The sequence below is a fragment of the Streptomyces sp. V1I1 genome (genome assembly GCF_030817355.1).
GTDB lineage: Bacteria > Actinomycetota > Actinomycetes > Streptomycetales > Streptomycetaceae > Streptomyces.
In genome coordinates, this window is record NZ_JAUSZH010000001.1 from 6,182,530 (window position 1) to 6,206,793 (window position 24,264).

Consider the following 24,264-nt stretch of genomic DNA (forward strand, 5'->3'; position numbering starts at 1 on the left):
GTCGGCGGCGATGCACAAGACCCTGATCGTGACCAACGACTTTCCGCCCAGGCCCGGCGGCATCCAGGCGTTCCTGCACAACATGGCGCTGCGGCTGGACCCGGAGCAGCTCGTCGTCTACGCCTCCACCTGGAAGCGCGGCCGCGAGGGTGCCGAGGCGACCGCCGCGTTCGATGCCGAGCAGCCCTTCACGGTCGTACGAGACCGTACGACGATGCTGCTGCCGACCCCGCGCGTCACCCGAAGGGCGACCCAGCTGCTGCGCGAGTACGGCTGCGAATCCGTGTGGTTCGGGGCGGCCGCCCCGCTCGGTCTGATGGCACCGGCCCTGCGCAGGGCGGGGGCGCGGCGGCTGGTGGCCACCGCGCACGGCCATGAGGCGGGCTGGGCGCAGCTGCCCGTGTCCCGGCAGCTGCTGCGGCGGATCGGTGAAGGCACGGACACGATCACCTATCTGGGTGAGTACACGCGCTCGCGCATAGCCGCCGCGCTGACGCCGGAAGCGGCCGGCCGCATGGTCCAACTGCCGCCCGGCGTAGACGAGAAGACCTTCCATCCGGGCTCGGGCGGGGACGCGGTCCGGGAACGCCTGGGGCTCGCCGACCGGCCGGTGGTGGTGTGCGTATCGCGGCTGGTGCCGCGCAAGGGCCAGGACACGCTGATCCTGGCGATGCCCGGGATCCTGGCGAAGGTGCCGGACGCGGTGCTGTTGATCGTAGGCGGCGGTCCGTACGAGAAGGATCTGCGGAAGCTGGCGAACGAGACAGGGGTCGCGCGGTCGGTCCGCTTCACCGGTTCCGTGCCCTGGGAGGAGCTGCCCGCCCACTACGGCGCCGGCGATGTCTTCGCGATGCCCTGTCGTACCCGAAGGGGCGGCCTGGACGTCGAGGGCCTCGGAATCGTGTACCTGGAGGCGTCGGCGACCGGTCTGCCGGTCGTCGCGGGCGACTCGGGCGGCGCCCCCGACGCCGTACTCGAGGGAGAGACGGGCTGGGTGGTCCGCGGCGGCTCGGCCGAGGAGTCGGCCGAGCGGATCGTGGCCCTGCTCGAAGATCCCGGGCTGCGGCAGCGGATGGGGGAGCGCGGCCGGGAGTGGGTCGAGGAGAAGTGGCGCTGGGACCTGCTGGCCGAGAAACTTCGGACACTTCTCTGAGCTGCGTAAAGTATTTTTTGATGGTACGTCAGTTTTAAGCCGCGCGGAGCATGGGCGGAAGGTGAGATTCCGCCCATGCTCCGGACATGACATCACATCTGACGCGCCGTCAACTGCTGGGCATCGCCGCCCTGCAGACAGCGGCCGCGCTCGGCTTCACCCGCATTGGTCTCTCCTCGGCAGCCGCCATCCAGCCGGCGGCCGCCGACTACGCCCCCGCCATCGTGATCGGTTCCGGCTACGGCGCCGCCGTAGCCGCCCTCCGCCTCGGCGAGGCCGGCGTGCGCACCCTCGTCCTGGAGATGGGCCGGCTCTGGGACACCCCGGGCCCGGACGGCAAGATCTTCTGTACCACCGGAGCGCCCGATCAGCGTTCCATGTGGTTCCGCACCCGCACCGAGGCGCCGCTCTCCACCTTCCTCTGGCTGGACGTCGTCAACAAGGACATCAGCCCCTACCCCGGTGTCCTCGACCGGGTCCGCTACGCCGAGATGTCCGTCTTCGTCGGCCGGGGCGTCGGCGGCGGATCGCTGGTCAACGGCGGAATGGCGGTGACCCCGCCGCGTACGTACTTCTCCGAGGTGCTGCCCCAGGTCGACGCCGCGGAGATGTACGGCACATACTTCCCGCGGGCCCGCCAGATGCTCGGCGTCAACACCGTCGACCCGGCCTGGTTCGAGTCCACCGAGTGGTACCGCTTCTCGCGGATCTCGCGCAAGCACGCCCAGAACGCCGGACTGAAGACCGTCTTCGTGCCGAACGTCTACGACTTCGGCTACATGCAGCGCGAAGCCGCCGGCCAGGCCACCAGGTCGGCGCTCGGCGGCGAGGTCATCTACGGCAACAACCACGGCAAGCGCAGCGTCGACAAGACCTATCTCGCCGCCGCGCTCGGCACCGGAAACGTCACCATCCAGACCATGAGCCGGGCCAGAGGCATCCGGACAGAGCCTGACGGCAGCTACGTCCTGACCGTGGACCGCACGGACACCGCCGGCCGCGTCGTCGAGACCAGGGAGATCGGCTGCAGGCAGCTCTTCCTCGGCGCCGGCAGTATCGGCAGCACCGAACTACTGCTGCGCGCCCGTGAGAAGGGCACCCTGCCCGGACTCAGTACCGAGGTCGGCAAGGGCTGGGGCCACAACGGCAATGTGATGACCGGCCGCGCCAACCACATCTGGGACACCGTCGGCGCGAACCAGGCGACCATGCCCACCATGGGCATCGACGACTGGGCCAATCCCACCAACCCCGTCTTCGCCGAGATAGCACCGCTGCCGATGGGGTTCGAGCACTGGATCAGCCTCTATCTGGCGATCACCAAGAACCCGGAGCGCGGCAGCTTCTCGTACGACGCGGCGACCGACTCGGCGAAGCTCAACTGGACCCGGTCGCAGAACCAGCCCTCCGTCAAAGCGGCCAAATCGCTCTTCGACCGCATCAACAGGGTCAACGCCACCATCTACCGGTACGACCTCTTCGGCGGCAACAAGACCTTTGCCGACGACTTCACGTACCACCCGCTGGGCGGCTGCGTACTGGGCCGGGCAACCGACAACTACGGCCGCGCCAAAGGGTATTCAGGGCTGTACGTAACCGACGGCGCCCTGGTCCCCGGCTCGATCGGGGTCAATCCGTTCGTCACCATCACGGCGCTCGCCGAACGGAACATGACCCGGATCCTCGCCGAGGACCCCAGCGGCTGACCGCCGGCCAAGGGGCACCAAGGGCTGTCAGCGGCTGATCAGCCGCGGTAGATCGCCTCGATCTCGTCGGCGAAGTCCTTCGCCACCACATTGCGCTTCAGCTTCAGCGACGGCGTGATGTGTCCCGCCTCTTCAGTGAACTGGGAGGAGAGAATGCGGAATTTCCGCACCGATTCCGCCTTGGAGACGGCCGCATTGCCGTCGTCCACCGCCTGCTGGACCTCCGCGAGCAGATCCGCATCGTCCCGCAGCGAGGCCGCCGTCGAACCGGTCGGCTTGCCGTGGTCCGAGACCCAACGCCCCAGGAATTCCTCGTCGATGGTGACCAGCGCGCCCACGAACGGACGCCCGTCGCCCACCACCATGCACTCCGCGACCAGCGCGTGCGCGCGGATGCGGTCCTCGATCACCGCGGGAGCGACGTTCTTGCCGCCCGCGGTGACCAGGATCTCCTTCTTGCGGCCCGTGATCGCGAGGTATCCGTCCTCGTCCAGGGTGCCGATGTCGCCCGTGTGGAACCAGCCGTCGGCCAGCGCCTCCGCGGTCGCCGCCTCGTTGTTCCAGTACCCCTGGAAGACATGCTCGCCGTGCAGCAGCACCTCGCCGTCGTCGGCGATCCGCACCACCGAGCCCGGCAGCGGCTGACCGACCGTGCCGATCTTCTGCCGGTCCCACGGGTTGAACGCGGTCGCCGCGCACGACTCGGTGAGGCCGTAGCCCTCCAGCACCGTGAAGCCGATGCCGCGGAAGAAGTGCCCGAGCCGCTCGCCCAGCGGCGCGCCGCCGGAGACCGCGTACTCACCGCGCCCGCCCAGCACCGCCCGCAGCTTGCTGTAGACGAGCCTGTCGAAGACCTTGTGCTTGAACTTGAGACCGATCGACGGCCCGTCGGGGGTCCCCAGCGCGCGGCTGTAGGTGATCGCCGTCTGCGCGGCCTTGTCGAAGATCTTGCCCTTGCCGTCCGCCTGCGCCTTGGCGCGCGCCGAGTTGTAGACCTTCTCGAAGACGCGCGGCACACCGAGGATCAGCGTCGGCCGGAAGGAGGCCAGCTCGTCGGTGAGGTTCTTGATGTCCGGTACGCAGCCGAGCTTGATCGGCGCCATCACGGCCGCGAGTTCGACCATGCGGCCGAAGACATGCGCGGCCGGGAGGAAGAGCAGCACAGAGCTCTCACCCGTACGGAACAGCGGTTTGAGGCGCTCGACCAGGTTGCCGCACTCCGCGAAGAAGGCGCGGTGGGTGAGCACACAGCCCTTGGGGCGGCCGGTGGTCCCGGAGGTGTAGACGATGGTCGCCGCGTCGTCCGCCTTGGCGCTCCCGCTGCGCTCGTCGAGCAGCTCGTCGGAGATGTCGGAGCCGGTGCTCGTCAGCTGGGCGATCGCGTCCGCCTCGATCTGCCAAATCCCCTTCAGGGCGGACAGATTGGACTGAACCGAGACCACTGAGTCCTGGTGTGCCCCGGACTCGACGACGCACAGCGTGGCACCGGAGTCACCGAGTATCCACTGGATCTGCTCGGGCGAGCTGGTCTCGTACACCGGCACGGTGACCCCGCCCGCGCTCCAGATCGCGAAGTCGAGGAGCACCCACTCGTAGCGGGTACGGGACAGGAGGGCGACCCGGTCGCCGGGCTCTACGCCCGCCGCGATCAAACCCTTGGCAACGCCGCGCACCTCGGCGAGGAACTGCGTGGCGGTGACGTCCGTCCAGACGCCCGCCTCTTTGCGGCTCATGACCGCCACATCGGGATGCTGAGCGGCATTGCGGCGGATGAGATCCGTCAGATTGCCGTCCGTGGGGACCTCGTACAGGGCCGGAAGGCTGAACTCGCGCAAGACTGCTGCTCCTCATCGGGCGCCGGCGCCACGGCTCTGTGTGATGCACCGGCTGCGGTCCAAGATCGGGCAGGTGCTCAGTGGGGTGAGCACGACTGGACTGCCCGGACGTTACCCACCAGTACTCGGTTCCGGATAGGGGGTTCCGGCCAGATGTTCGCTGCGTCACACGTGTTGGCAGTGCTTCGCGCAGAGTAGTCCACACACATGACGACTCGGAAGAACGGCTGGTCCGCCCTGCTCTACCGAGCCGCGAACCGGCGTCCTAGGGTGATCACCATGCGAGGCATTCGAGTCAACGTGGTCAGTGACGTACACGGCAATGCCAAAGATCTCGCGATGGCGGGAGACGGCGCGGACGCGCTCATCTGCCTCGGTGACCTCGTGCTCTTCCTCGACTACGCCGACCACTCGCGCGGCATCTTCCCCGACCTCTTCGGCGTCGAGAACGCCGACCTGATCGTGGAACTGCGCACCGCCCGCCGCTACGACGCGGCCCGCGAGCTCGGGCGCAGACTCTGGGCCGAGCTGGAGACGGACCGGGAGACCGCCATCGAATCCGCCGTGCGCCGCCAGTACGCCGAGCTGTTCGCGGCGTTCCCCGCCCCGACGTACGCCACCTACGGCAATGTCGATATGCCGACCCTCTGGCCGGAGTATGCGCGGCCGGGCACCACCGTCCTCGACGGCGAGCGGATCGAGATCGGCGGCCGCGTCTTCGGCTTCGTCGGCGGCGGGTTGCGCACCCCGATGCGCACTCCGTACGAGATCTCAGACGAGGAGTTCGCCGCCAAGGTCGAAGCGCTCGGGGAGGTCGATGTGCTCTGCTCGCACATTCCCCCGGACGTCCCCGAGCTGACGTACGACACCGTCCCGCGCCGCTTCGAGCGCGGCAGCCGGGCCCTTCTGGAGGCGATCCGCCGCACCCGGCCCCGGTACGCCCTTTTCGGCCACGTCCACCAGCCGCTCGCCCAACGGATGCGCATCGGCTCGACGGAGTGCGTGAACGTCGGGCATTTCGCCTCGACCGGTCGCCCCTGGACCTTGGAGTTGTGAACCGCTGGGCCCTGGAGCGGTGACCGGCCGGGCCCTGGAGTGGTGACCAGCCGGGTCGCGATAGCCTGCACCCCACACCACCCCCGGTCCGTACCGCACTCTGAGGAGCCGCAGCGATGGCGGAACACACCAGCTCGAGCATCACGATCGAGGCGGCGCCGGCCGACGTGATGGGCGTGATCTCCGACTTCGCCCGCTACCCCGAGTGGACCGGCGAGGTGAAGGAGGCCGAGGTGCTCGCCACCGACGCCAAGGGCCGCGCCGAGCAGGTCCGGCTGGTGCTCGACGCCGGCGCGATCAAGGACGACCACACCCTCGCGTACACCTGGAACGGCGAAAACCAGGTCAGCTGGACGCTGGTGAAGTCCCAGATGCTGCGCGCCATCGACGGTTCGTACACCCTCGCGGCGGTCGGCGGCGGTGACCGCACCGAGGTCACCTACCAGCTCACCGTCGACGTCAAGATCCCCATGCTCGGCATGATCAAGCGCAAGGCCGAGAAGGTCATCATCGACCGCGCCCTGGCCGGTCTGAAGAAGCGCGTCGAGAGCGGGCCCGCCGCCTGATGCGCACGGTCCTCGTCACCGGGCTCGGCGGCGCGGGCCGAACCACCGTCGCCGCTGCCACCGCGCTCGCCGCGGCCCGGCGCGGCAACCGCGCCCTGTTCCTCTCCGCCGAGCCCGGCGACGTGTTCGGCGCGCCTGTCACCGGGCGCCCCGACGCACCGGACGGGATCGCGGACGGCCTGTGGGCCGCCCGCATCGACTCAGGCGCCGACTTCCGCACCGAGTTCCTCTCGCTCCAGGAGCGCGCCGCCGCCGGGCTCGATCTGCTGGGCGCGGCGCGACTCGAGGACGAGGAGCTGACCGAGCTCCCCGGCAGCGAGCAGTTCGCCCTGCTGCGCGCGCTGAAGACCGCCGCCGGCGGCTGGGACGTGATCGTCCTCGACCTGCCGCCGCTGCGCGAGACCATCGCCCTGCTCGCCCTGCCCGAACAGCTGCGCCGCTATCTGCGCCGCCTGCTGCCGCCGGAACGGCAGGCCGCCCGGGCCCTGCGCCCGATGCTCGCCCAGCTCGCCGGTGTGCCGATGCCCGCGCAGTGGCTGTACGAGACCGCGGCCCGCTGGGACAGCGAACTGGCCGGCGTCCAAGCAATGATCGAATCCGCCGGTACGACGCTGCGGGTTGTCGCCGAGCCCGGACCCGCGGCCGCCGACGCCCTGCGCACCGCCCGTGCCGGGCTCGCGCTGTACGGACTGCCGGTCGACACCCTCGTACCCAACCGGATCCTGCCGCGCGACTCGGCCGACAGCTGGCTCGCGACCCTCTCCGCACAGCAGGAGAAGTGCCTGAGCGAGTGGTACGAGGACTGGGCCCCCCAAGGCTCGATCCGCGAGGCGCCCCACCTCGGCCGGGACCCGCGCGGCATCGAGGACCTCGCCCTCCTCGACACCGGCGACGGGCTCGCCGTCGAAGCCGTAGGAGCCCTCGGACCGCACCGGCACCGCGGCGAGCGTCGCGAGGACCCATGGCGGGTCGCGGAGGGGCACGGCACCGACAGCGTCTTCGTCTGGGAGCTACCGCTGCCCGGCGCCGTCAAGGAGGAGCTCGCACTCGTCCGCCGAGGGGATGAACTCCTGATCACCGTCGGACCGTTCCGCAGGATCGTGCCGCTGCCCTCCGCGCTGCGCCGCTGCACCGTGGCGGGCGCGGGTCTCACGGACGGCGTGCTGCGGGTCCGCTTCCAGCCCGACCCCGATCTGTGGCCGCGGGCACGCTGAACGCGCTGCCTCCATTCGGGTACCGTCGAGCGTACAAACCCTCAGTTCTTCCGCCAGTTCTTCCGTTAGGAGTACGCCATGAGCGATGCCACCGAGCGTCCCGCCGTCGACGACGACGCCTGGGCCACGGCGTGCGCCGAGGACCTGGAGGCGGAGAAGGCCCGCCGCCGCGCCCAGTACGGGCCGCCGCCCGGCTCGGCCGGCGAGGAGTTGCGCAAGCTCCTCGACGCGGTCGCCGACAAGGTCTCCTCGTTCCAGACGTCGCTGCCCGGAATGGCTGCGCAGAACACCGTGCAGCAGCTGGTCAACCAGGCGAGGGCCGCCGTAGAGCCGGTCATAGAGCGCAACCCTGAGGTCTTCGACCACCTCACGGCGGCGGGCGGCGAGCTGCTCGCCGCGTATCGATCCGCCGTCGAGGGCCATGAGCGACGCTGGACCCAGCGGCCCACCGCCTCCAAGGACGACCAGGACCCGCGGGACGAGGGACCCGGGGCGAGCGAGCACATCGACCTGGACTGACCAGGCCGTGCCCCGCCCTCGGGTACGGTTGGCCATAGCGGGGCTCGACCGAAAACTGAGGGACACATGGGACTCACCATCGGCGTCGACATCGGCGGCACGAAGATCGCAGCGGGCGTGGTCGACGAAGAGGGCACCATCCTCGAGACTCACAAGGTGCCCACCCCGTCGACCCCGCAGGGCATCGTCGACGCGATCTGCTCGGCCGTCGCCGGGGCCGGCGAGGGGCACGAGATCGAGGCGGTCGGCATCGGCGCCGCCGGATACGTCGACGACAAGCGTGCCACCGTCCTGTTCGCGCCCAACATCGACTGGCGCCACGAGCCGCTGAAGGACAAGGTCGAGCAGCGCGTCGGCCTCCCGGTGGTCGTCGAGAACGACGCGAACGCGGCGGCCTGGGGCGAGTACCGCTTCGGTGCCGGCCAGGGCCACGAAGACGTCATCTGCATCACCCTCGGCACCGGGCTCGGTGGCGGCATCATCATCGGCAACAAGCTGCGCCGCGGCCGCTTCGGCGTGGCCGCGGAGTTCGGTCACATCCGGGTCGTCCCGGACGGTCTGCTGTGCGGCTGTGGCAGCCAGGGCTGCTGGGAGCAGTACGCCTCCGGGCGCGCTCTCGTCCGCTACGGCAAGCAGCGCGCCAACGCCACCCCGGAGAGCGCCGAGATCCTGCTCGGCCTCGGCGACGGCACGGTCGACGGCATCGAGGGCAAGCACATCAGTGAGGCCGCGCGGCAGGGCGACCCGGTCGCGGTCGACTCGTACCGCGAACTGGCCCGCTGGGTGGGCGCGGGCCTGGCCGACCTGGCATCGCTCTTCGACCCGTCAGCCTTCATCGTCGGCGGCGGTCTCTCCGACGAGGGGGAGCTGGTCCTCGACCCGATCCGCAAGTCCTTCCGCCGCTGGCTGATCGGCGGCAGGTTCCGCCCGCACGCGCAGGTGGTCGCGGCGCAACTGGGCGGCAGGGCGGGCCTGGTGGGCGCGGCGGACCTGGCCCGCCAGGGCTAGTTTCCTTGTCCTCAATCGCCGGATGGGCTTGATTTTTGGCCCCCTGGGGCGGGCTGGAGGTCTGTCCTCAATCGCCGGGCGGGCTTGATTCTTGGGCGCCGGGGGCTTGATTTCGGCCTCCCCGGGCGGGCTGGAGGTTCGCCCTCAATCGCCGGGCGGGCTTGATTCTTGAGGGCCGAGGGCTTGATTTCGGTCTCCCCGGGCGGGCTGAGGGTCTGTCCTCTATCGCCGGGCGGGCCTGAATTAAGTGCACCCGGACGGGCTGAAATTCAGCCGTCCGGCGATTGAGGACCCCGGGTCTGGGGCGGAGCTCCAGAAAAGACCCGCACCCGGTCTTCTGCACCCGGGCGGGCTGAATTCAGCCCGTCCGGCGATTGAGGACTGGGGGTCCCCCACGCCCGCCAGGGCGTAGGGGGCGGGCCTGGGGCGGAGCCCCGGAAAAGACCCGCACCCGCGTATCTTGCTGCGCATGGCGATCACCGCACTGCCAAACTCCCGCACCGAACCAGACGGTTCGGCCGTGATCCGCGTGCTCAGCTACAACATCCGCTCCATGCGCGACGACGAGGACGCGCTGGCCCGGGTGATCCGCGCCTGCGCGCCCGACCTGGTGTTCATCCAGGAGGCCCCGCGCTTCTTCCGCTGGCGCAAGCACGCGGCGCGGCTGGCCGCCAAGAGCGAGCTGGTGGTGCTGACCGGCGGGGCCACCGCAGCCGGCCCGCTGCTGCTCTGCTCGCTGCGGGCGACCGTGGAGCGTACGGAGGATGTGCTGCTGCCGCTCACCCCCCGCCTGCACCGGCGCGGCTTCGCCACGGCGGTCGTACGGATCGGGGGCGCCCGGATCGGGCTGCTCAGCTGCCATCTGAGCCTGCAGAGCGACGAGCGCTATGCGCAGACCGGGATGCTGCTGGACCGGCTGAAGGCGATGGACGTGCCGTACGCGATCGCGGCGGGCGACCTGAACGACCGGCCCAGCGGCCGGAGCTTCCGCAGGCTCGCGGGGGAGCTGCAGGACTGCTGGGCGGTCGCGCCCTGGGGCGGCGAGCACACCTCGACACCCGACGACCCGCACCAGCGGATCGACGCGATTTTCGCCACCCCGGGAGTCGAAGTGCTGGGCTGCGGGGTGCCGTTGACCCTGCCGGGCATCACCCAGGCTGACCTTCGCGCTGCGACGGACCACCTGCCGGTGCTGGCGGCGCTACGCGTCCCCGCCGTGTCGTCCGACGGACCGAGTGCCCGCTGAGCCGCGTCCGACGGCCGGAGGCCGACGCCGCGTCGAGAGTCAGACCACCGCGCCGCGGCCCGGATCGTCGTCGTCCTCGTCGTCGCCGTGCGACATCCGGGCCACCAGCGTGCCGAAGCCGCCCAGGAAGCCGCCGACGCAGAGCGTCGTCAGCCACCACGTCATGTTCCACTGGAGCAGCACCGCCACCAGCATCAGCACCGGCCCGCCGACCACCGCCAGCCAGGCGAACTTGGCCGTGACATCGGACTCCGGCAGAGGCGGCGGCTCCGGCGGTACGAAGTGGCCCTCGTCGCTCTCGTCGAGGTCGTCGTCCTTCGCGTCGGCCACCTGGTAGTCGCGCGGGCCACCGATCCCCGGCGCGAACGTGATCGAGCTGCCCAGCGCGGGCTTGTCCGCGTCAGGCCCCGCGTCACCCGCGTCCGGATCCTCCGGATCGGTCTTGGCCTCCGCCGCCCTGTCGTCCTTCGGCGTCTTGTTCAGATCACCCTCGAGCAGGGCGAGGTCGTCCACCGACTTGAACGGCTTGGCGCCCGGCGGGTCGGTCGGCTCCTCGCCGTACCCCTCGACGATGGCGGCCCAGGCGGCCTCCTCGTCGATCGGCTGCGGCTCGCGGTCCGCATCGTGCTGCTCAGCCACCGGTGGTGCTCCCCTTCTTCCCGATACTCGGAGCGAGCCGGCCGATGAACGCGTAACTCTCGTCGAAAATCCGCTCCGCATCGTGGTCCAACGTCGCCACGTGGTAGCTCTGTTCCAGCAGGATCTCCGAGACGTCCGTGGACGAGACCCGGCCCAGGATCCGCGCCGAGTCGGCAGCCGGCACCACATGGTCCTGCGGGCTGTGCAGCAGCACCATCGGCTGAGTGACCTGCGGCAGCTCGCCGTCGACCAGCCGGAAGAAGTTCCGCAACGAGTGCGCGGCGTGCAGCGGCACCCGGTCGTACCCGACCTCCTCCGAGCCCTCCTTGGCGATGTCGCTCGTCAGCCCCTTTGTCGTACGCACAAAGTGGCGCGCGACCGGCAGGGCGTACGCCGACAGGCCGTGGACCTTGTTCGCCGGGTTCACCACGACGATGCCGCTGACCGCGTCCCCGTGCTTCGCGGCGAGCCGCAGCGTCAGTGCCCCGCCCATCGAGAGCCCGAAGACGAAGACCTGGCTGCATCGCTCGACCAGCACCCGCAGCTCGCGGTCCACCTCTGCGTACCAGTCCTGCCAGCCGGTGACCTGCATGTCCTCCCAGCGCGTGCCGTGTCCGGGGAGCAGCGGCAGGGACACGGTCAGTCCGCGCTCCGCCAGATACTCGGCCCAGGGGCGCAGCGACTGCGGAGAACCGGTGAATCCGTGACAGAGGAGGACGCCGACCTCGCCGCCTTCGTGGCGGTACGGCTCGGCTCCAGGAAGGACCGGCACCTGGGTCTCCTGTTCATGAGTGTCTGAAGGGTGTACTTCACCGTACGCGACCGGACTGACACCGACCAGGTCCGCAAGCCCCCCGGCGCAGGGATGACTGACCCACCTCGGGATAGGGTCTGTTCGACAGCACACAGGAGGCACTCGAGTTGATCTACGGCGCAATGAAGTTCTCCATCGGGGGCTCACTGAAGCTTGCCTTCAGGCCTTGGGTGGAGGGCCTCGAGAACATTCCCGTCGAGGGGCCGGCGATCCTCGCGAGCAACCACCTGTCCTTCTCGGACTCGTTCTTCCTGCCGGCGGTGCTCGACCGCAAGGTCACCTTCATCGCCAAGGCGGAGTACTTCACATCGCCCGGGGTCAAGGGCAAGCTGACCGCCGCCTTCTTCAAGGGCGTCGGGCAGCTCCCGGTGGACCGCTCGGGCGCGCGCGGTGCGGGTGAGGCTGCGATCAAGGCCGGGATAGATGTCATCGCGGGCGGTGGCCTGTTCGGCATCTACCCGGAGGGCACCCGCTCCCCGGACGGCCGCCTCTACCGCGGTAAGCCGGGCGGCCTCGCGCGCGTGGCGCTCGCCACCGGCGCTCCGGTCATCCCGGTCGCGATGATCGACACCGAGAAGATCCAGCCGCCCGGCAAGGTGGTCCCCAAGCTGATGCGCCCGGGGATCCGGATCGGCAAGCCGCTCGACTTCAGCCGTTACCACGGCATGGAGAGCGACCGCTTCATCCTGCGCTCGGTGACCGACGAGGTCATGTACGAGATCATGAAGCTGTCCGGCCAGGAGTACGTCGACATCTACGCGACGGCCGCCAAGCGCCAGATCGCGGATGCGGAGAAGGCGGAGAAGGCCGAGAAGGCGGCGGCCGAAAAGGCCGCGAAGGCGAACAAGCCGGAGAAGCCGGAGAAGCCGGAGAAGCCGGAGAAGCCGGAGAACACAGACAAGGCGGGGAAGACGGACCGGCCGGCCGCCTAGCCGCGCCGTCCGTCCTGGGGTGGGGGATATGGCCAAGCGCGAGCGTGTCGTGCGGATGTCGGTCGAGCTGCCGCTGTGGCGTGCGCTGGCGGCCTACCGCGTACTGACCATGGTCTACGCGGTGCTTCTCTTCGTCGTCACCCCCAGCAAGTTCGAGCGGCCCTGGGTCGCGGTCGGCTTCCTCGCGGTGATGTCCGTATGGACGCTGGTCACGCTCCCCAAGGTGGCCAACGCTGCCCGCTGCACCAAGCGCTTCCTGGTCGCCGATCTCACCGTCGCGCTGACCGGGATCATGCTCACGCCGCTCGCCGACGCCCAGGCCCAGACGCAGGACGGCCCGACCCTGCCGACGATATGGACCGCCGGATCCGTCCTCGCGTTCGCCATCAAGGGCGGCTGGCGATGGGCGGGCTTCGCGTCCTCACTCGTCGCCGTCGCCAACATCATCGAGCGCGGCCAGCCCAGCCGGGACACCTTCCACAACGTCCTGCTGGTCTGGGTCGCCTCCATAGCCATCGGTTACGTCGTCGAGGTCGCCCGCGCCTCCGAGCGCACCCTCGCCCGCGCCCTGGAGATCGAGGCGGCGACCCGCGAGCGGGAGCGGCTGGCCCGCGATATCCACGACAGCGTGCTCCAGGTGCTCGCGATGGTGCAGCGGCGCGGTACGGCGCTGGGCGGCGAGGCCGAGGAGCTCGGCCGGATGGCGGGGGAGCAGGAGGTCGCCCTGCGCACCCTGGTCTCCAGCGGTCTGGTACCCACCACGCGCGCCTCTGAGGACGTCTCACTCGGTGCCGTGGTCCGCACCGTCGACGACGATCAGCCCGACGGGCCCGAACTGGACGACCTGCGCTCGCTGCTGGCCCGGCACGCCGGGTCGAAGGTGACCCTCTCGGAACCGGGCGCCCCGGTGCTGCTCCCCACCGCCGCGGCGGCGGAACTCGCCGCCGCTGTCAGTGCCGCCCTGGACAATGTCCGCAGACATGCCGGCGAGGACGCCCACGCCTGGATCCTGGTCGAGGACTGGCCGGACGAGGTGATCGTGACGGTACGGGACGACGGCCCGGGCATCCCGGAGGGCAGGCTCGCCCAGGCGGAGGGCGAGGGCCGGCTGGGAGTCGCCCTCTCGATCCGCGGGCGGCTGCGGGATCTGGGCGGCTCGGCCGAGCTGATCTCGGTCCCGGGCCAGGGCACAGAAGTCGAATTGAAGGTTCCACGGGGGAAGGCAGTCATATGACGGACCAGCAGACGATCAAGGTGATGGTCGTCGACGACCACCCGATGTGGCGGGACGCGGTCGCCCGCGATCTGGCCGCGGCCGGTTTCGAGGTGGTGGCGACGGCCGGCGACGGTCCGCAGGCCGTGCGCCGCGCCAAGGCCGTCGCGCCCGACGTCCTCGTCCTCGACCTCAATCTGCCCGGGATGCCGGGCGTCCAGGTGTGCAAGGAACTCGTCGGCTCCCACCCGGGCCTGCGGGTCCTGGTGCTGTCCGCCAGCGGTGAGCACGCTGACGTACTGGAAGCGGTGAAGTCCGGTGCGACCGGCTATCTGCTCAAGTCGGCCAGTACGGAAGAGCTGAGCGACGCCGTGCGGCGCACCGCCGTCGGCGATCCGGTCTTCACGCCGGGCCTCGCGGGCCTGGTGCTCGGTGAGTACCGCCGCCTGGCCTCCGAGCCCGTCCCCGCGGCGGGCGCGGACGAGCCGAAGGCCCCGCAGCTGACCGACCGGGAGACCGAGGTGCTGCGGCTGGTGGCCAAGGGGCTCTCGTACAAGCAGATCGCCGAGCGGCTCGTCATCTCGCACCGCACCGTCCAGAACCATGTGCAGAACACCCTCGGCAAGCTCCAACTGCACAACCGCGTCGAGCTCGTGCGGTACGCGATCGAGCGGGGCCTGGACGACGCGTAACCCCCGCCCTCTCCTCGTACGAGTGAAAGCCGGACGTCAACCTCCGCATGACGCACAGGAATTGACCTTTCGCCCCATCCCGCAGTGACCTGGATCACCATTAGCGTGGCGGTCATAAGGCTCACCAGGCGAAGGGAAGTTTCCATGCGCGTCGGAGTACTGACCGGGGGCGGCGACTGCCCCGGCCTCAATGCGGTCATCCGTGGTGTCGTCCGCAAGGGCGTGCAGGAGTACGCGTACGAATTCGTCGGCTATCGCGACGGCTGGCGCGGACCCCTCGAAGGCGACACCGTTCCGCTCGACATCTCGGCCGTCCGCGGCATTCTGCCCCGCGGCGGCACCATCCTCGGCTCTTCGCGCACCAACCCCCTCAAGGAAGAGAGCGGCATCCGCCGCATCAAGGAGAACCTCGCCAAGCACGAGGTGGACGCGCTGATCGTGATCGGCGGCGAGGACACGCTCGGCGTTGCGACGCGGCTCCACGACGAGTACGGCATCAACTGCGTCGGCGTGCCCAAGACCATCGACAACGACCTGTCCGCCACCGACTACACCTTCGGCTTCGACACGGCGGTCGGCATCGCGACCGAGGCCATCGACCGGCTGCACACCACCGCCGAATCGCATATGCGTGTCCTGGTCGTGGAGGTGATGGGGCGGCACGCGGGCTGGATCGCCCTGCACTCCGGTCTGGCCGGCGGCGCCAATGTCATTCTCATCCCCGAGCAGCGCTTCGACGTCGACCAGGTGTGCGCCTGGGTGACGTCGCGTTTCAAGGCTAGCTACGCCCCGATCGTGGTGGTCGCCGAGGGCGCAATGCCCAAGGACGGCGAGGCGGTTCTCAAGGACGGCACGCTCGACTCGTTCGGTCATGTCCGGCTCTCCGGCGTCGGCGAGTGGCTGGCCAAGGAGATCGAGAGGCGTACGGGCAAGGAGGCCCGCACCACCGTCCTCGGCCATGTCCAGCGCGGCGGCACTCCGAGCGCCTTCGACCGCTGGCTCGCCACCCGCTTCGGGCTGCACGCGATCGACGCGGTGCGGGACGGGGACTTCGGCAAGATGGTCGCGCTGCAGGGGACGGACATCGTGCGTGTTCCGATTGCCGAGGCGACGGCGAAGCTGAAGACGGTGGACCCGAAGCTGTACGAGGAGGTCGGGGTCTTCTTCGGCTGACGGTTGCCGGCCCCTACCCGCCCCTTCCCGGACTGGGGCTCCGCCCCAGACCCCGCGCCTCAATCGCCGGCGAGGCTGGAATTTCCCGCCGGTCGGTCTGAATTTCAGGCCGACCGGCGGAAATCAAGCCCGCTGGGGGCCGCGGACGAAGTCTGGGGGAGATTGAGGACACTCCCCCTACGCCCGAAGGGCGTGGGGGGACCCCCAGAAGGGCGTACCGGGGTCTGGGGCGGAGCCCCAGTCAAGAAATCAGGCTCGGCCCGCTCGCAGGGCCGAGGCAAGGAGCCCGTGGATCACCCCCGGCCCCCGCATCGTCAGTACCGACTCCGGGTGGAACTGGATGCCCGCGAAGCCCGTGCCCCGCAGGGCGTGCACCTCCGCCGAGAGGGGATCGCGGGCCACCTCGACCCCGTGCGCCTCCAGCTCCGCCGCCGCCGCGTCGTCGCAGCGCGCCGTGAAGCTGTTGTAGAAGCCCACGGTCTCGTCACGCCCGAAGAAGTCGATCCGCTCCTGCGCCCCCTGGTACGGCGCGTCCTTCCGTACGATCTCCAGGCCCAACTCGGCCGCCATCAGCTCATGGCCGAGGCAGACGCCGAGCAGACCGTGGCGGTGATCGCGCAGCAGATCGCCGGCGAGCGTGCGCAGGAAGCGCATCTTCGGGTCGGTCGCGTCGGCCGGATCGCCAGGACCCGGGCCGAGGACCACCGGTCCGGTGTGCGCGAGGACCGTCTCGCGCAGGCCCGGCTCGTCGTAGCGACGTACCGTCACCTCCAGGCCGGTGGAGCGCAGCAGATGCGCCAGCATCGCGGTGAAGGTGTCCTCGCCGTCGACCACCAGCGCGTGCCCGGTAAGCAGGGCGCCGCGTTCCTGCATCCGCAGCCAGAACGGCGCGAGGTCGGCGCGGCGGGCGTCGAGGGCGGCCCGCACCCGCGGGTCGTCGGCGAGGTTCGGGCGCTCGGTGTGCTCCTGCGGCCGCCCGGGGCGTACGCCCAGCGCGGCCAGTACGCCTGCCGCCTTGGCGTGCGTCTCGGCCACCTCCCCCGCCGGGTCGGAGTGCCGCACCAGGGTCGCCCCGACCGGCACCCGCAGGGAGCCATCGGCGTCGATGTCGGCGGTACGGATGAGGATGGGGGAGTCCAGGGTCTGTGCGCCGACCTGTCCTTCCCGCCCGCCACCCGCGTTCTTGCCGATCAGCGCGAGCGCGCCCGCGTAGTAGCCGCGGCCGCCCACCTCGTGGCGCTCTATGACCCGGCAGGCGTTCTGCACGGGCGAGCCGGTGACCGTAGCCGCGAACATCGTCTCCTTCAGCACCTCACGTACATCGAGCGACGAGCGGCCGCGCAACTCGTACTCGGTGTGGGCGAGATGAGCCATTTCCTTGAGCCGGGGCCCGATGACGACGCCGCCCATGTCGCCGACGGTGCACATCATCTTCAGCTCCTCGTCGACGACCATGGAGAGCTCCTCGCGCTCTTTGCGGTCGCCGAGGAAGCTCAGCAGCGTCTCAGGAGTCGGGCCCTCGGGCGGATAGCGGAAGGTGCCGCTGATCGGGTTCATCACGACGGTCCCGCCGCTCATCCGCACATGGACCTCGGGGCTGGCGCCGACGAGGGTGCGCTCGCCGGTGTGCACGACGAAGGTCCAGTACGCGCCGCGCTCGCCGGCCAGCAGCCGCCGGAACAGGGCCAGGGCGTCGGCCCGGCCGAAGCCGGGGATGCGGCCGGTGTAAGTGCGGCGGATAACGAAGTTCGCGCCCTCGCCCCGGCCGATCTCGTCCTCGATGACGCGCCGGACGATCCCCGCGTACTCCTCGTCGTCGACGTCGAAGGCTCCGCCCTCGACCCGGACATCGTGCGCCGGCAGCGCCTCCAGGGCCTTGCCGAGCGGCAGTTCGTACGTCTCGTCGGCGACGAGCACGGACAGCGGAGTGCCGTCGTCGCGTACGTCGAAGCCGCGCTCCCTGATCTGGCGGAACGGGATCAGGGCCAGTGAGGGACGGTCCGCGACCGGGATGTCGGCGAGCGACCCGGCCTCGTGCACGGCGCCGATCAGAACCTCGACGGTGTTGTGATCGTGGCCGGGGGTGCGTCTGCGCAGCAGGGCGAAGGGCGGGCAGTCGTCGTCCAGCAGTCGGCTGATGAGCATCCGGTGTGTTCCTTCCGAGTGGTCCGGGTGGTCCGGGTGGGAGGAACGGCCCGTGGAAACGGGAAAGGCCGCCCCTGCGGGGCGGCCTTCGCGAGCTGTGTGTACGCGCAGTCAGTGGGCCGCCGGATGAGCGGTCCACCACCAGGTCTGAGTCGAGTGCGCGAACATGACGCCGACCATAACGCATCCGCCCGCGGCGCCGCAGCGCGTCCGGGGAGCGGACGGCCGCGGTGCCGCGGGCGGAGCGTGGCGGTTTGTGCGTCAGACCAGCAGGTTGTAGATCTGCCAGCCGGTGGCGATCTGTGCCCTGGTGGCGAACGGGGCGGTGGCGCTGCCCGTGCCCCTGTACAGCCACAGCACGCCCGAGGAGTCCCGGGCGATCAGGTCCGGCCTGCCGTCACCGGAGAGGTCGCTCGGTCCGTTGAGGACGTTGTAGATCCCCCAGCCGGGACCGACCTTGACCCTGGCGGCGAACGGCGCGGCGGCATTGCCCGTGCCCTTGTAGAGCCACAGCACGCCGGAGGTGTCCCTGGCGATCAGGTCCGCCTTGCCGTCCGCGGTGATGTCTCCGGTGTCGGTCAGGCCGTTGTAGATCTGCCAGCCGGGGCCGACCTTGACCCTGGCCGCGAAGGGCGTGGTTGCGCTGCCGGTGCCCTTGTAGAGCCAGAGCACGCCGGACGAGTCGCGCGCGATCAGATCGGAGATGCCGTCCGCGGTGATGTCCCGGGCGCCGGTCAGCTGGTTGTAGATCCCCCAGCCCTTGCCCACCTCGGTGCGCTTAAGGAAGGGCGCCGACGGATTGCCGCTGCCTCGGTAGTACCAGAGCACGCCCGAGGTGTCGCGGGCCACCACGTCGCCGACTGCGTCGGCACGCAGAGCCGTCATCGAGGTCACCGCGTTGTAGCCCTGCCAGCCGCTGCCGACGCGGTAGCGGGTGAGGTACGGCGCGGTTGCGCTGCCGGTGCCCTGGTACTGCCACAGCACGCCCGAGGAGTCGCGGGCCAGCGTGTTGTACCGGCTGGTGCCCGCGTCCGGGACGGTGCTGCTGAGCTGCTGGACGTCGCTCGCCTTCACCCACGCCATGCGGTGGTTGTAGCGGATCGGGACGTAGAGGTCGGTCTCGCCCTCGACCCGGAGCTGCGTGGAGCCGAAGTAGTCGTCACCGAGGACCGCCTCGCCTGCCTTCACATAGGCCTGGCCGGAGGGGAAGGTGTACTTCGACAGGTAGTCGGGGTTGTCCGTCGGCGCGGTCTCGCCGGTTCCCTCGTAGGCCGAGGCCTCGGGGAAGGAACGTCCGTAGACTCGGGCCGTCGCGCCGGCCTTGAGCTTCACTACGGTCCCACCGGCGACCGGCGCGGTGTACTGGCCGCCGGGGTTGTAGAACCAGGCCTTCTGCCCGCCGTACCAGATGGCCGTCCAGTTGTACTGCGCCTCGGCGACGACGTAGGTACCTCCTGCGAGGACCTTGTTGCCCCAGTTCGGGCCGTCGCTCCACAGCACGTTGGGTATGTATGGGTCCTTGATCGGCGTGGCCGTCGACGCCGTCGTGTACAAGTATCCGAAGTTCGCCGGCTGCTTGGCGACGGTGCTGCCGTTGTATGTGATCGTGGGCTGGTTCGCCGTGGTGAACGGCGGCACGACACGGACCAGTTGACCGGCCTTGAGCAGGCCGCCGGCGCCACCGGCGCCCGTCGGCTCCCCCAGCAGCGACATGTAGTGGTTCCAGTCCCAGAACGGGCCCGCGTCCCAGTGCATGCCGGCCACCTTGGCGTCCAGCTGTCCCGGCACCTCGTCATGGCCGATGATGTGCTCACGGTCCAGCGGAATGCCGTATTTGGCCGCCAGGAACTTCACCAGGGCCGCGGAGGACTCGTACTGCGGCTCGGTGTACCAGCTGCCCGCCTTGATGGCGTAGCCCTCGTGCTCCAGGCCGATGGCATGCATGTTGACGGTCCAGTTGCCCGCGTGCCATGCCAGGTTCTTGTTCTCGACCATCTGGGTGACCAGACCGTCCGAGGCGCGGATCAGGTAGTGCGCGCTTCCCCTGGCCGCGGAGCTCTGGAATGCGGCGATGGTGCCGTCGTAGCTGCCCTCGGTGTCGTGGATGACGATCTGGCGGATGCCGAACCCGTTGGCGGGGCGGTCCGCGAGCGTGTAGTTGCGCTGGCCGGTGCTTGGGACCTCGGCCGGGATGTAGTTGCAGTTCAGGCCCGACGGGCACTCGGGTGCCGGAACCGCCGTCGTGCTCGCGAAGGTCGCGGCGAGCGGGACGTTCGACGGCTTGACCGGCTCCACCGAGGGATCGGCCGGCAGCGTGACGAGCTGGCCATCCGCGGTGAGCTCCCGCTCGCCGGTCTTGATCGACTCGAAGACGCGCTTCGCGAAGAGATCGGCGCCCTTCTTGTCCGGCGACTCACTGAAACGGGCGACGCCCGGGTACCACTGCCCCGGGTCGTCCGGCAGCTCGCCGGTCGCCTGGCGCTGGTACTCCGCGAGCAGCGCCGCACCGGCGCGGATGCTCTCGGCCGTGCTGTTCTTCACGGAGTCTGTCGAACCGTCGATCAGCTCGGCGGCCTTGTCCAGCGTGTGCAGCCGCGGGTCGTCGGTGTCGACGGTCTCCTCCGGCAGGCTGCGCAGCATCTTCGCGGCGTCGAAAGTCTTCTCGATCTCCGGGTTGCCGCTCGCGTTGAGGTGCGCGAGGCGCTCCTTGCCGTCCGGCTGCTCCACGTCCTCCGGGTCGACCTGGGTCAGCCCCATGACGTTGTACGCGCCAGTCGTGCTCGGCAGTCCGTCATGGGTCTCCCACCGCGTCTGCCGGTACGAGACCGCCATCAGCACGCTCTTCGGAACGTCGAACTCCCGAGCCGCGTCCTCGAACTGGGACTGCAGCACCGCGCCCGGGGGCCTTGGCTTGCCGTCTGTCGAAGAGTCCAGGAAGCCGGGCGAAGCCACGGCGATGGTGCCGATCGTGACGGTGGCGACCACGGCCGTGGCGACACCGTAAATGAGCAGCTTCTTCTTGCGGTCTCTGCGATGACCCCGGTTCACGCCCACCCCTGGTTCCACTTGTTTTAATATCGAACCACTTGGAAATCGGCGTGAGACTAGCAGGCCAGGGGGCTTTGAATCGCCTCGGCAGACAGATCGGGCAGACCGGACGGCCTGGCCCGTTGAACAGCCAATGTCGGAGCGGTGGACGTCGCGTCTCATTCAGTGGGCGCTGGAAGGGGCGTCCGCAAAGACCCCGTAATGTTGGCTGGGTGACCGTGAACGCTAAGACCACCACTGCCGGTGGCAACACCTGGCGAGACCTGCCCGCGGCGCAGCAGCCCGAGTACCCCGATGCCGAGGCTCTGCGCGATGTGATCGCGGACCTCGAGTCGTATCCGCCGCTCGTCTTCGCGGGCGAGTGCGACCAGCTGCGCGCCCGGATGGGAGCCGTCGCCAAGGGCGAGGCGTTCCTGCTGCAGGGCGGCGACTGCGCCGAGGCCTTCGACGCCGTGTCCGCCGACCAAATCCGCAACAAGCTCAAGACCCTGCTCCAGATGGGCGCGGTGCTCACCTATGCCGCGTCCGTGCCCGTGGTGAAGGTCGGCCGTATCGCCGGCCAGTACTCCAAGCCGCGCTCCAAGCCGGCCGAGACCCGCGACGGCGTGACGCTGCCGACCTACCGGGGCGACTCCGTCAACGGCTTCGACTTCACCGAGGCGGCCCGCATCCCGGACCCCGAGCGCCTCAAGCGGATGTACAACGCCTCCGCCGCGACGCTCAACCTGGTGCGCGCCTTCACCACCGGTGGCTACGCCGACCTGCGCCAGGTGCACGCCTGGAACCAGGACTTCGTGAAGTCCTCCCCCTCGGGCCAGCGCTACGAGCAGCTCGCCCGCGAGATCGACAACGCGCTGAACTTCATGAAGGCGTGTGGCACCGACCCGGCGGAGTTCCGCACGGTCGAGTTCTACGCCTCCCACGAGGCGCTGCTGCTCGACTATGAGGGCGCGCTGACCCGCACCGACTCGCGGACCGGCCAGCTGTACAACACCTCGGGCCACATGGTCTGGGTCGGCGAGCGCACCCGCCAGCTGGACGGGGCGCACATCGAGTTCGCCTCCCGGATCCGCAACCCGATCGGTGTGAAGCTCGGCCCGACGACCACGGTCGACGAGGCGCTGCAGTACATCGAGAAGCTCGACCCCGAGCGCGAGCCGGGCCGGCTGACCTTCGTCGTCCGTATGGGCGCCGACAAGGTCCGCGACAAGCTCCCCGAGCTCGTCGAGAAGGTCACTGCCTCCGGCGCCACGGTGGCCTGGGTGACCGACCCGATGCACGGCAACACCTTCGAGGCCGCCTCCGGCCACAAGACCCGCCGCTTCGACGACGTGCTCGACGAGGTCAAGGGCTTCTTCGAGGTCCACAAGGCGCTCGGCACGCACCCGGGCGGCATCCATGTCGAGCTCACCGGTGACGATGTCACCGAGTGCGTGGGCGGCGGCGACGAGATCTTCGTCGACGATCTGCACCAGCGCTACGAGACGGCCTGCGACCCGCGCCTGAACCGCAGCCAGTCGCTGGACCTGGCCTTCCTGGTCGCCGAGATGTACCGCGACCAGTAGTGACGGATCAACGACGGTGGGGCGCGGATCGATGTGATCCGCGCCCCACCGTCAAATCCGGGGCTTTTGCGCACCGGGTCCGCCGGGTAAGGTTAGGTTAGCCTCACCGATCATCGGGAAGGCGCCACCTATCGATCCCGCCCGGGAGGTGAACCGCGTGTACGTCTGCTCATGCTTCGGCATCACCGAGAAGCAAGTGAAGGAACACGCGGATGCCGGCTCCTGCACTCCCCGCCAGATAGCGTCGGTCTCCAAAGCCGGAACCGACTGCGGATCGTGTGTACGCCGTATCCAGGGGATCCTCGGTCGTGACGTCTGCCCCCGCCGGGAGCTGCTCGAGCAGGGCAACAGCGCCGCCGTGCTGGCCACGGACCCCGGCTCCGCCCCCGGAACCGAGCTCGGCGAAGCGGCCTAGCCCTCGGGTTGTGGCCCAGCCCTCCGGCGGTGACCTGGCCCTCGAGCTGCGGCCTAACTGTCGGGCTGCTCGATCAGCTGCGCGATGTACAGCGCCTCACCGAGCTTCTCCACCAGCTCCAGCTGGGTGTCGAGATAGTCGATGTGGTGCTCCTCGTCCGCCAGGATCGACTCGAAGATGTTCGCCGACGTGATGTCGCCCTTGCCGCGCATCACTTCGATTCCGCGCCGGAGGCGGTCGATCGCCTCCACCTCGACCTGCCGGTCGGCCTGGAACATCTCGGTGACCGTCTGGCCGATGCGCACATGGAACAGGCGCTGGTAGTTCGGCAGGCCATCGAGGAAGAGGATCCGGTCGGTCAGCACCTCTGCGTGCTTCATCTCGTCGAACGACTCGGACCGGGTGTACTTGGCGAGCTTCGTCCAGCCGAAGTTCTCCTGCATCTTCGCGTGCAGGAAGTACTGATTGATCGCGGTCAATTCGGCGGTCAGCTGCTCATTGAGAAACTCGATGACCTCGGGGTCGCCCTGCATCGCAGAGGCTCCTTCCGCGCGTGTGACTTTGGGCAGGTGCGCGAATCCTCGCACCGCGACAGGTGGGCGTCCAGTAAGTGCATGCTTAGTAGGAGTTGCCCGAATCGGGCCAGACCTGGTCATGACCACCCCTCCCGGTCTGTCACCATTGAAGGCATGGGTCAGCCGGAGAGCCGGGAATACCGCGCATCAGAGGAGTCCGAGCTTCCGCCGGGGCAGCGACTGCAGCGTGGCTGGCCGGTCACTCATTACGGGCCCGTACCCAAGTTCAGGCCGGACCGCTGGGAGTTCAGGGTTTTCGGCGCCACGGCGGACGGCGACAAGCGCTGCTGGAACCACGAGGAGTTCTCGGCGCTGCCCTTCTCGACGGTCGTAGCCGATCTGCACTGCGTGACGAAGTTCAGCATGCTGGGGGCCGAATGGGGCGGTGTGCCCGCCCGTACGGTCGTGGAGCTCGCGCCGCCCGCGCCGAACGTCACCCATGTCATGGTCTGGGCCGAGTACGGATTCAGCGCCAACCTGCGGTTCTCCGACTTCGTCTCGGACCGCACGATGTTCGCGACCCACAAGGACGGCGAACTGCTCACCGCCGAGCACGGCTTTCCGCTGCGCCTTGTCGTCCCGCATCTGTACGCCTGGAAGGGGCCCAAGTGGGTCCGTGGCGTGGAGTACATGACCGCCGACCGCCGCGGCTTCTGGGAGGAGCGCGGCTATCACAATCTCGGCGACCCTTGGCGTGAGCAGCGCTACTCCTATCAGGAGGAGCCGGGGGACGGCCCGGAACTCTGACCC

The 24,264-nt window shown here is 69.5% G+C and carries 22 protein-coding genes; 15 read left to right on the forward strand and 7 right to left on the reverse strand.

The window, feature by feature from the left end; all coding sequences use genetic code 11:
- Positions 1–10 precede the first annotated feature (10 nt).
- On the forward strand, positions 11–1,153 hold the full coding sequence (locus tag QFZ67_RS28960; protein ID WP_307663991.1) for a glycosyltransferase family 4 protein: 1,143 nt from the start codon (positions 11–13) through the stop codon (positions 1,151–1,153).
- Positions 1,154–1,239: 86 nt separating this feature from the next.
- Entirely contained in the window at positions 1,240–2,859 is a 1,620-nt protein-coding gene (locus QFZ67_RS28965; RefSeq protein ID WP_307663992.1) for a GMC oxidoreductase, read from the forward strand.
- Between the two features lie 38 nt (positions 2,860–2,897).
- On the opposite strand, the gene QFZ67_RS28970 is transcribed toward QFZ67_RS28965, so the two are convergent.
- Entirely contained in the window at positions 2,898–4,694 is a 1,797-nt protein-coding gene (locus QFZ67_RS28970) for a long-chain fatty acid--CoA ligase (RefSeq protein ID WP_307663993.1), read from the reverse strand.
- 300 nt (positions 4,695–4,994) lie between these two features.
- On the opposite strand from QFZ67_RS28970, the gene QFZ67_RS28975 reads away from it, so the two are divergent.
- The 6 genes from QFZ67_RS28975 (at position 4,995) to QFZ67_RS29000 (ending at position 10,303) form a co-directional block, all read left to right on the forward strand.
- The gene (locus tag QFZ67_RS28975) at positions 4,995–5,750 is read left to right on the forward strand and encodes a metallophosphoesterase (protein ID WP_307666005.1); all 756 of its coding nucleotides are present in this window, start codon (positions 4,995–4,997) and stop codon (positions 5,748–5,750) included.
- Positions 5,751–5,866: 116 nt separating this feature from the next.
- Positions 5,867–6,316 carry an SRPBCC family protein gene (locus tag QFZ67_RS28980; protein ID WP_307663994.1) on the forward strand — a complete coding sequence of 150 codons (450 nt, stop codon included), beginning with the start codon at positions 5,867–5,869 and terminating at the stop codon, positions 6,314–6,316.
- Positions 6,316–7,530, forward strand: coding sequence for an ArsA family ATPase (locus QFZ67_RS28985; RefSeq protein ID WP_307663995.1), 1,215 nt, complete (start codon positions 6,316–6,318; stop codon positions 7,528–7,530). The genes QFZ67_RS28980 and QFZ67_RS28985 overlap by 1 nt, the downstream gene beginning before the upstream one ends.
- 78 nt (positions 7,531–7,608) lie before the next feature.
- Positions 7,609–8,049, forward strand: coding sequence for a DUF5304 domain-containing protein (locus QFZ67_RS28990; protein ID WP_307663996.1), 441 nt, complete (start codon positions 7,609–7,611; stop codon positions 8,047–8,049).
- Positions 8,050–8,115: 66 nt separating this feature from the next.
- On the forward strand, positions 8,116–9,057 hold the full coding sequence (locus QFZ67_RS28995; RefSeq protein ID WP_307663997.1) for an ROK family glucokinase: 942 nt from the start codon (positions 8,116–8,118) through the stop codon (positions 9,055–9,057).
- Positions 9,058–9,526: 469 nt separating this feature from the next.
- Positions 9,527–10,303, forward strand: coding sequence for an endonuclease/exonuclease/phosphatase family protein (locus QFZ67_RS29000; RefSeq protein WP_307663998.1), 777 nt, complete (start codon positions 9,527–9,529; stop codon positions 10,301–10,303).
- Positions 10,304–10,342: 39 nt separating this feature from the next.
- On the opposite strand, the gene QFZ67_RS29005 is transcribed toward QFZ67_RS29000, so the two are convergent.
- Complete coding sequence (locus QFZ67_RS29005) at positions 10,343–10,942, reverse strand: hypothetical protein (protein WP_307663999.1); 600 nt, start codon at positions 10,940–10,942, stop codon at positions 10,343–10,345.
- Entirely contained in the window at positions 10,935–11,714 is a 780-nt protein-coding gene (locus tag QFZ67_RS29010; protein ID WP_307664000.1) for a carboxylesterase, read from the reverse strand. The genes QFZ67_RS29005 and QFZ67_RS29010 overlap by 8 nt, the downstream gene beginning before the upstream one ends.
- A gap of 164 nt (positions 11,715–11,878) precedes the next feature.
- On the opposite strand from QFZ67_RS29010, the gene QFZ67_RS29015 reads away from it, so the two are divergent.
- The 4 genes from QFZ67_RS29015 (at position 11,879) to QFZ67_RS29030 (ending at position 15,766) form a co-directional block, all read left to right on the forward strand.
- Positions 11,879–12,688 carry a 1-acyl-sn-glycerol-3-phosphate acyltransferase gene (locus QFZ67_RS29015; RefSeq protein ID WP_307666006.1) on the forward strand — a complete coding sequence of 270 codons (810 nt, stop codon included), beginning with the start codon at positions 11,879–11,881 and terminating at the stop codon, positions 12,686–12,688.
- A 28-nt stretch (positions 12,689–12,716) separates the two neighbouring features.
- The gene (macS, locus tag QFZ67_RS29020; protein WP_307664001.1) at positions 12,717–13,922 is read left to right on the forward strand and encodes a MacS family sensor histidine kinase; all 1,206 of its coding nucleotides are present in this window, start codon (positions 12,717–12,719) and stop codon (positions 13,920–13,922) included.
- A complete protein-coding gene (locus QFZ67_RS29025) occupies positions 13,919–14,593 on the forward strand; it encodes a response regulator transcription factor (protein WP_307664002.1) in 675 nt (224 codons plus the stop codon). The genes macS and QFZ67_RS29025 overlap by 4 nt, the downstream gene beginning before the upstream one ends.
- Before the next feature lie 144 nt (positions 14,594–14,737).
- Positions 14,738–15,766 (forward strand): 6-phosphofructokinase, encoded by a 1,029-nt coding sequence (locus QFZ67_RS29030; RefSeq protein WP_307664003.1) that lies wholly within the window; start codon positions 14,738–14,740, stop codon positions 15,764–15,766.
- A gap of 249 nt (positions 15,767–16,015) precedes the next feature.
- Here the strand turns inward: QFZ67_RS29030 and QFZ67_RS29035 are convergent, their stop codons facing one another.
- The 3 genes from QFZ67_RS29035 to QFZ67_RS29040 form a co-directional block, all read right to left on the reverse strand.
- A complete protein-coding gene (locus QFZ67_RS29035; protein ID WP_307664004.1) occupies positions 16,016–17,911 on the reverse strand; it encodes an anthranilate synthase family protein in 1,896 nt (631 codons plus the stop codon).
- A 111-nt stretch (positions 17,912–18,022) separates the two neighbouring features.
- Positions 18,023–18,091, reverse strand: a complete 69-nt coding sequence (locus QFZ67_RS39180) for a trp operon leader peptide (RefSeq protein ID WP_356228357.1) — start codon at positions 18,089–18,091, stop codon at positions 18,023–18,025.
- Positions 18,092–18,172: 81 nt separating this feature from the next.
- Positions 18,173–20,959 (reverse strand): N-acetylmuramoyl-L-alanine amidase, encoded by a 2,787-nt coding sequence (locus QFZ67_RS29040; RefSeq protein WP_307664005.1) that lies wholly within the window; start codon positions 20,957–20,959, stop codon positions 18,173–18,175.
- Positions 20,960–21,171: 212 nt separating this feature from the next.
- On the opposite strand from QFZ67_RS29040, the gene QFZ67_RS29045 reads away from it, so the two are divergent.
- Together QFZ67_RS29045 and QFZ67_RS29050 are read left to right on the forward strand one after the other, a co-directional pair.
- Entirely contained in the window at positions 21,172–22,524 is a 1,353-nt protein-coding gene (locus tag QFZ67_RS29045) for a class II 3-deoxy-7-phosphoheptulonate synthase (protein WP_307664006.1), read from the forward strand.
- Positions 22,525–22,681: 157 nt separating this feature from the next.
- Positions 22,682–22,939, forward strand: a complete 258-nt coding sequence (locus QFZ67_RS29050; protein ID WP_373430140.1) for a bacterioferritin-associated ferredoxin — start codon at positions 22,682–22,684, stop codon at positions 22,937–22,939.
- A gap of 53 nt (positions 22,940–22,992) precedes the next feature.
- On the opposite strand, the gene bfr is transcribed toward QFZ67_RS29050, so the two are convergent.
- Positions 22,993–23,472 carry a bacterioferritin gene (gene bfr, locus QFZ67_RS29055; protein ID WP_307664008.1) on the reverse strand — a complete coding sequence of 160 codons (480 nt, stop codon included), beginning with the start codon at positions 23,470–23,472 and terminating at the stop codon, positions 22,993–22,995.
- Positions 23,473–23,628: 156 nt separating this feature from the next.
- Between bfr and QFZ67_RS29060 the strand changes: the two genes are divergently transcribed.
- On the forward strand, positions 23,629–24,261 hold the full coding sequence (locus tag QFZ67_RS29060; protein ID WP_307664009.1) for a sulfite oxidase-like oxidoreductase: 633 nt from the start codon (positions 23,629–23,631) through the stop codon (positions 24,259–24,261).
- Positions 24,262–24,264: the final 3 nt, after the last annotated feature.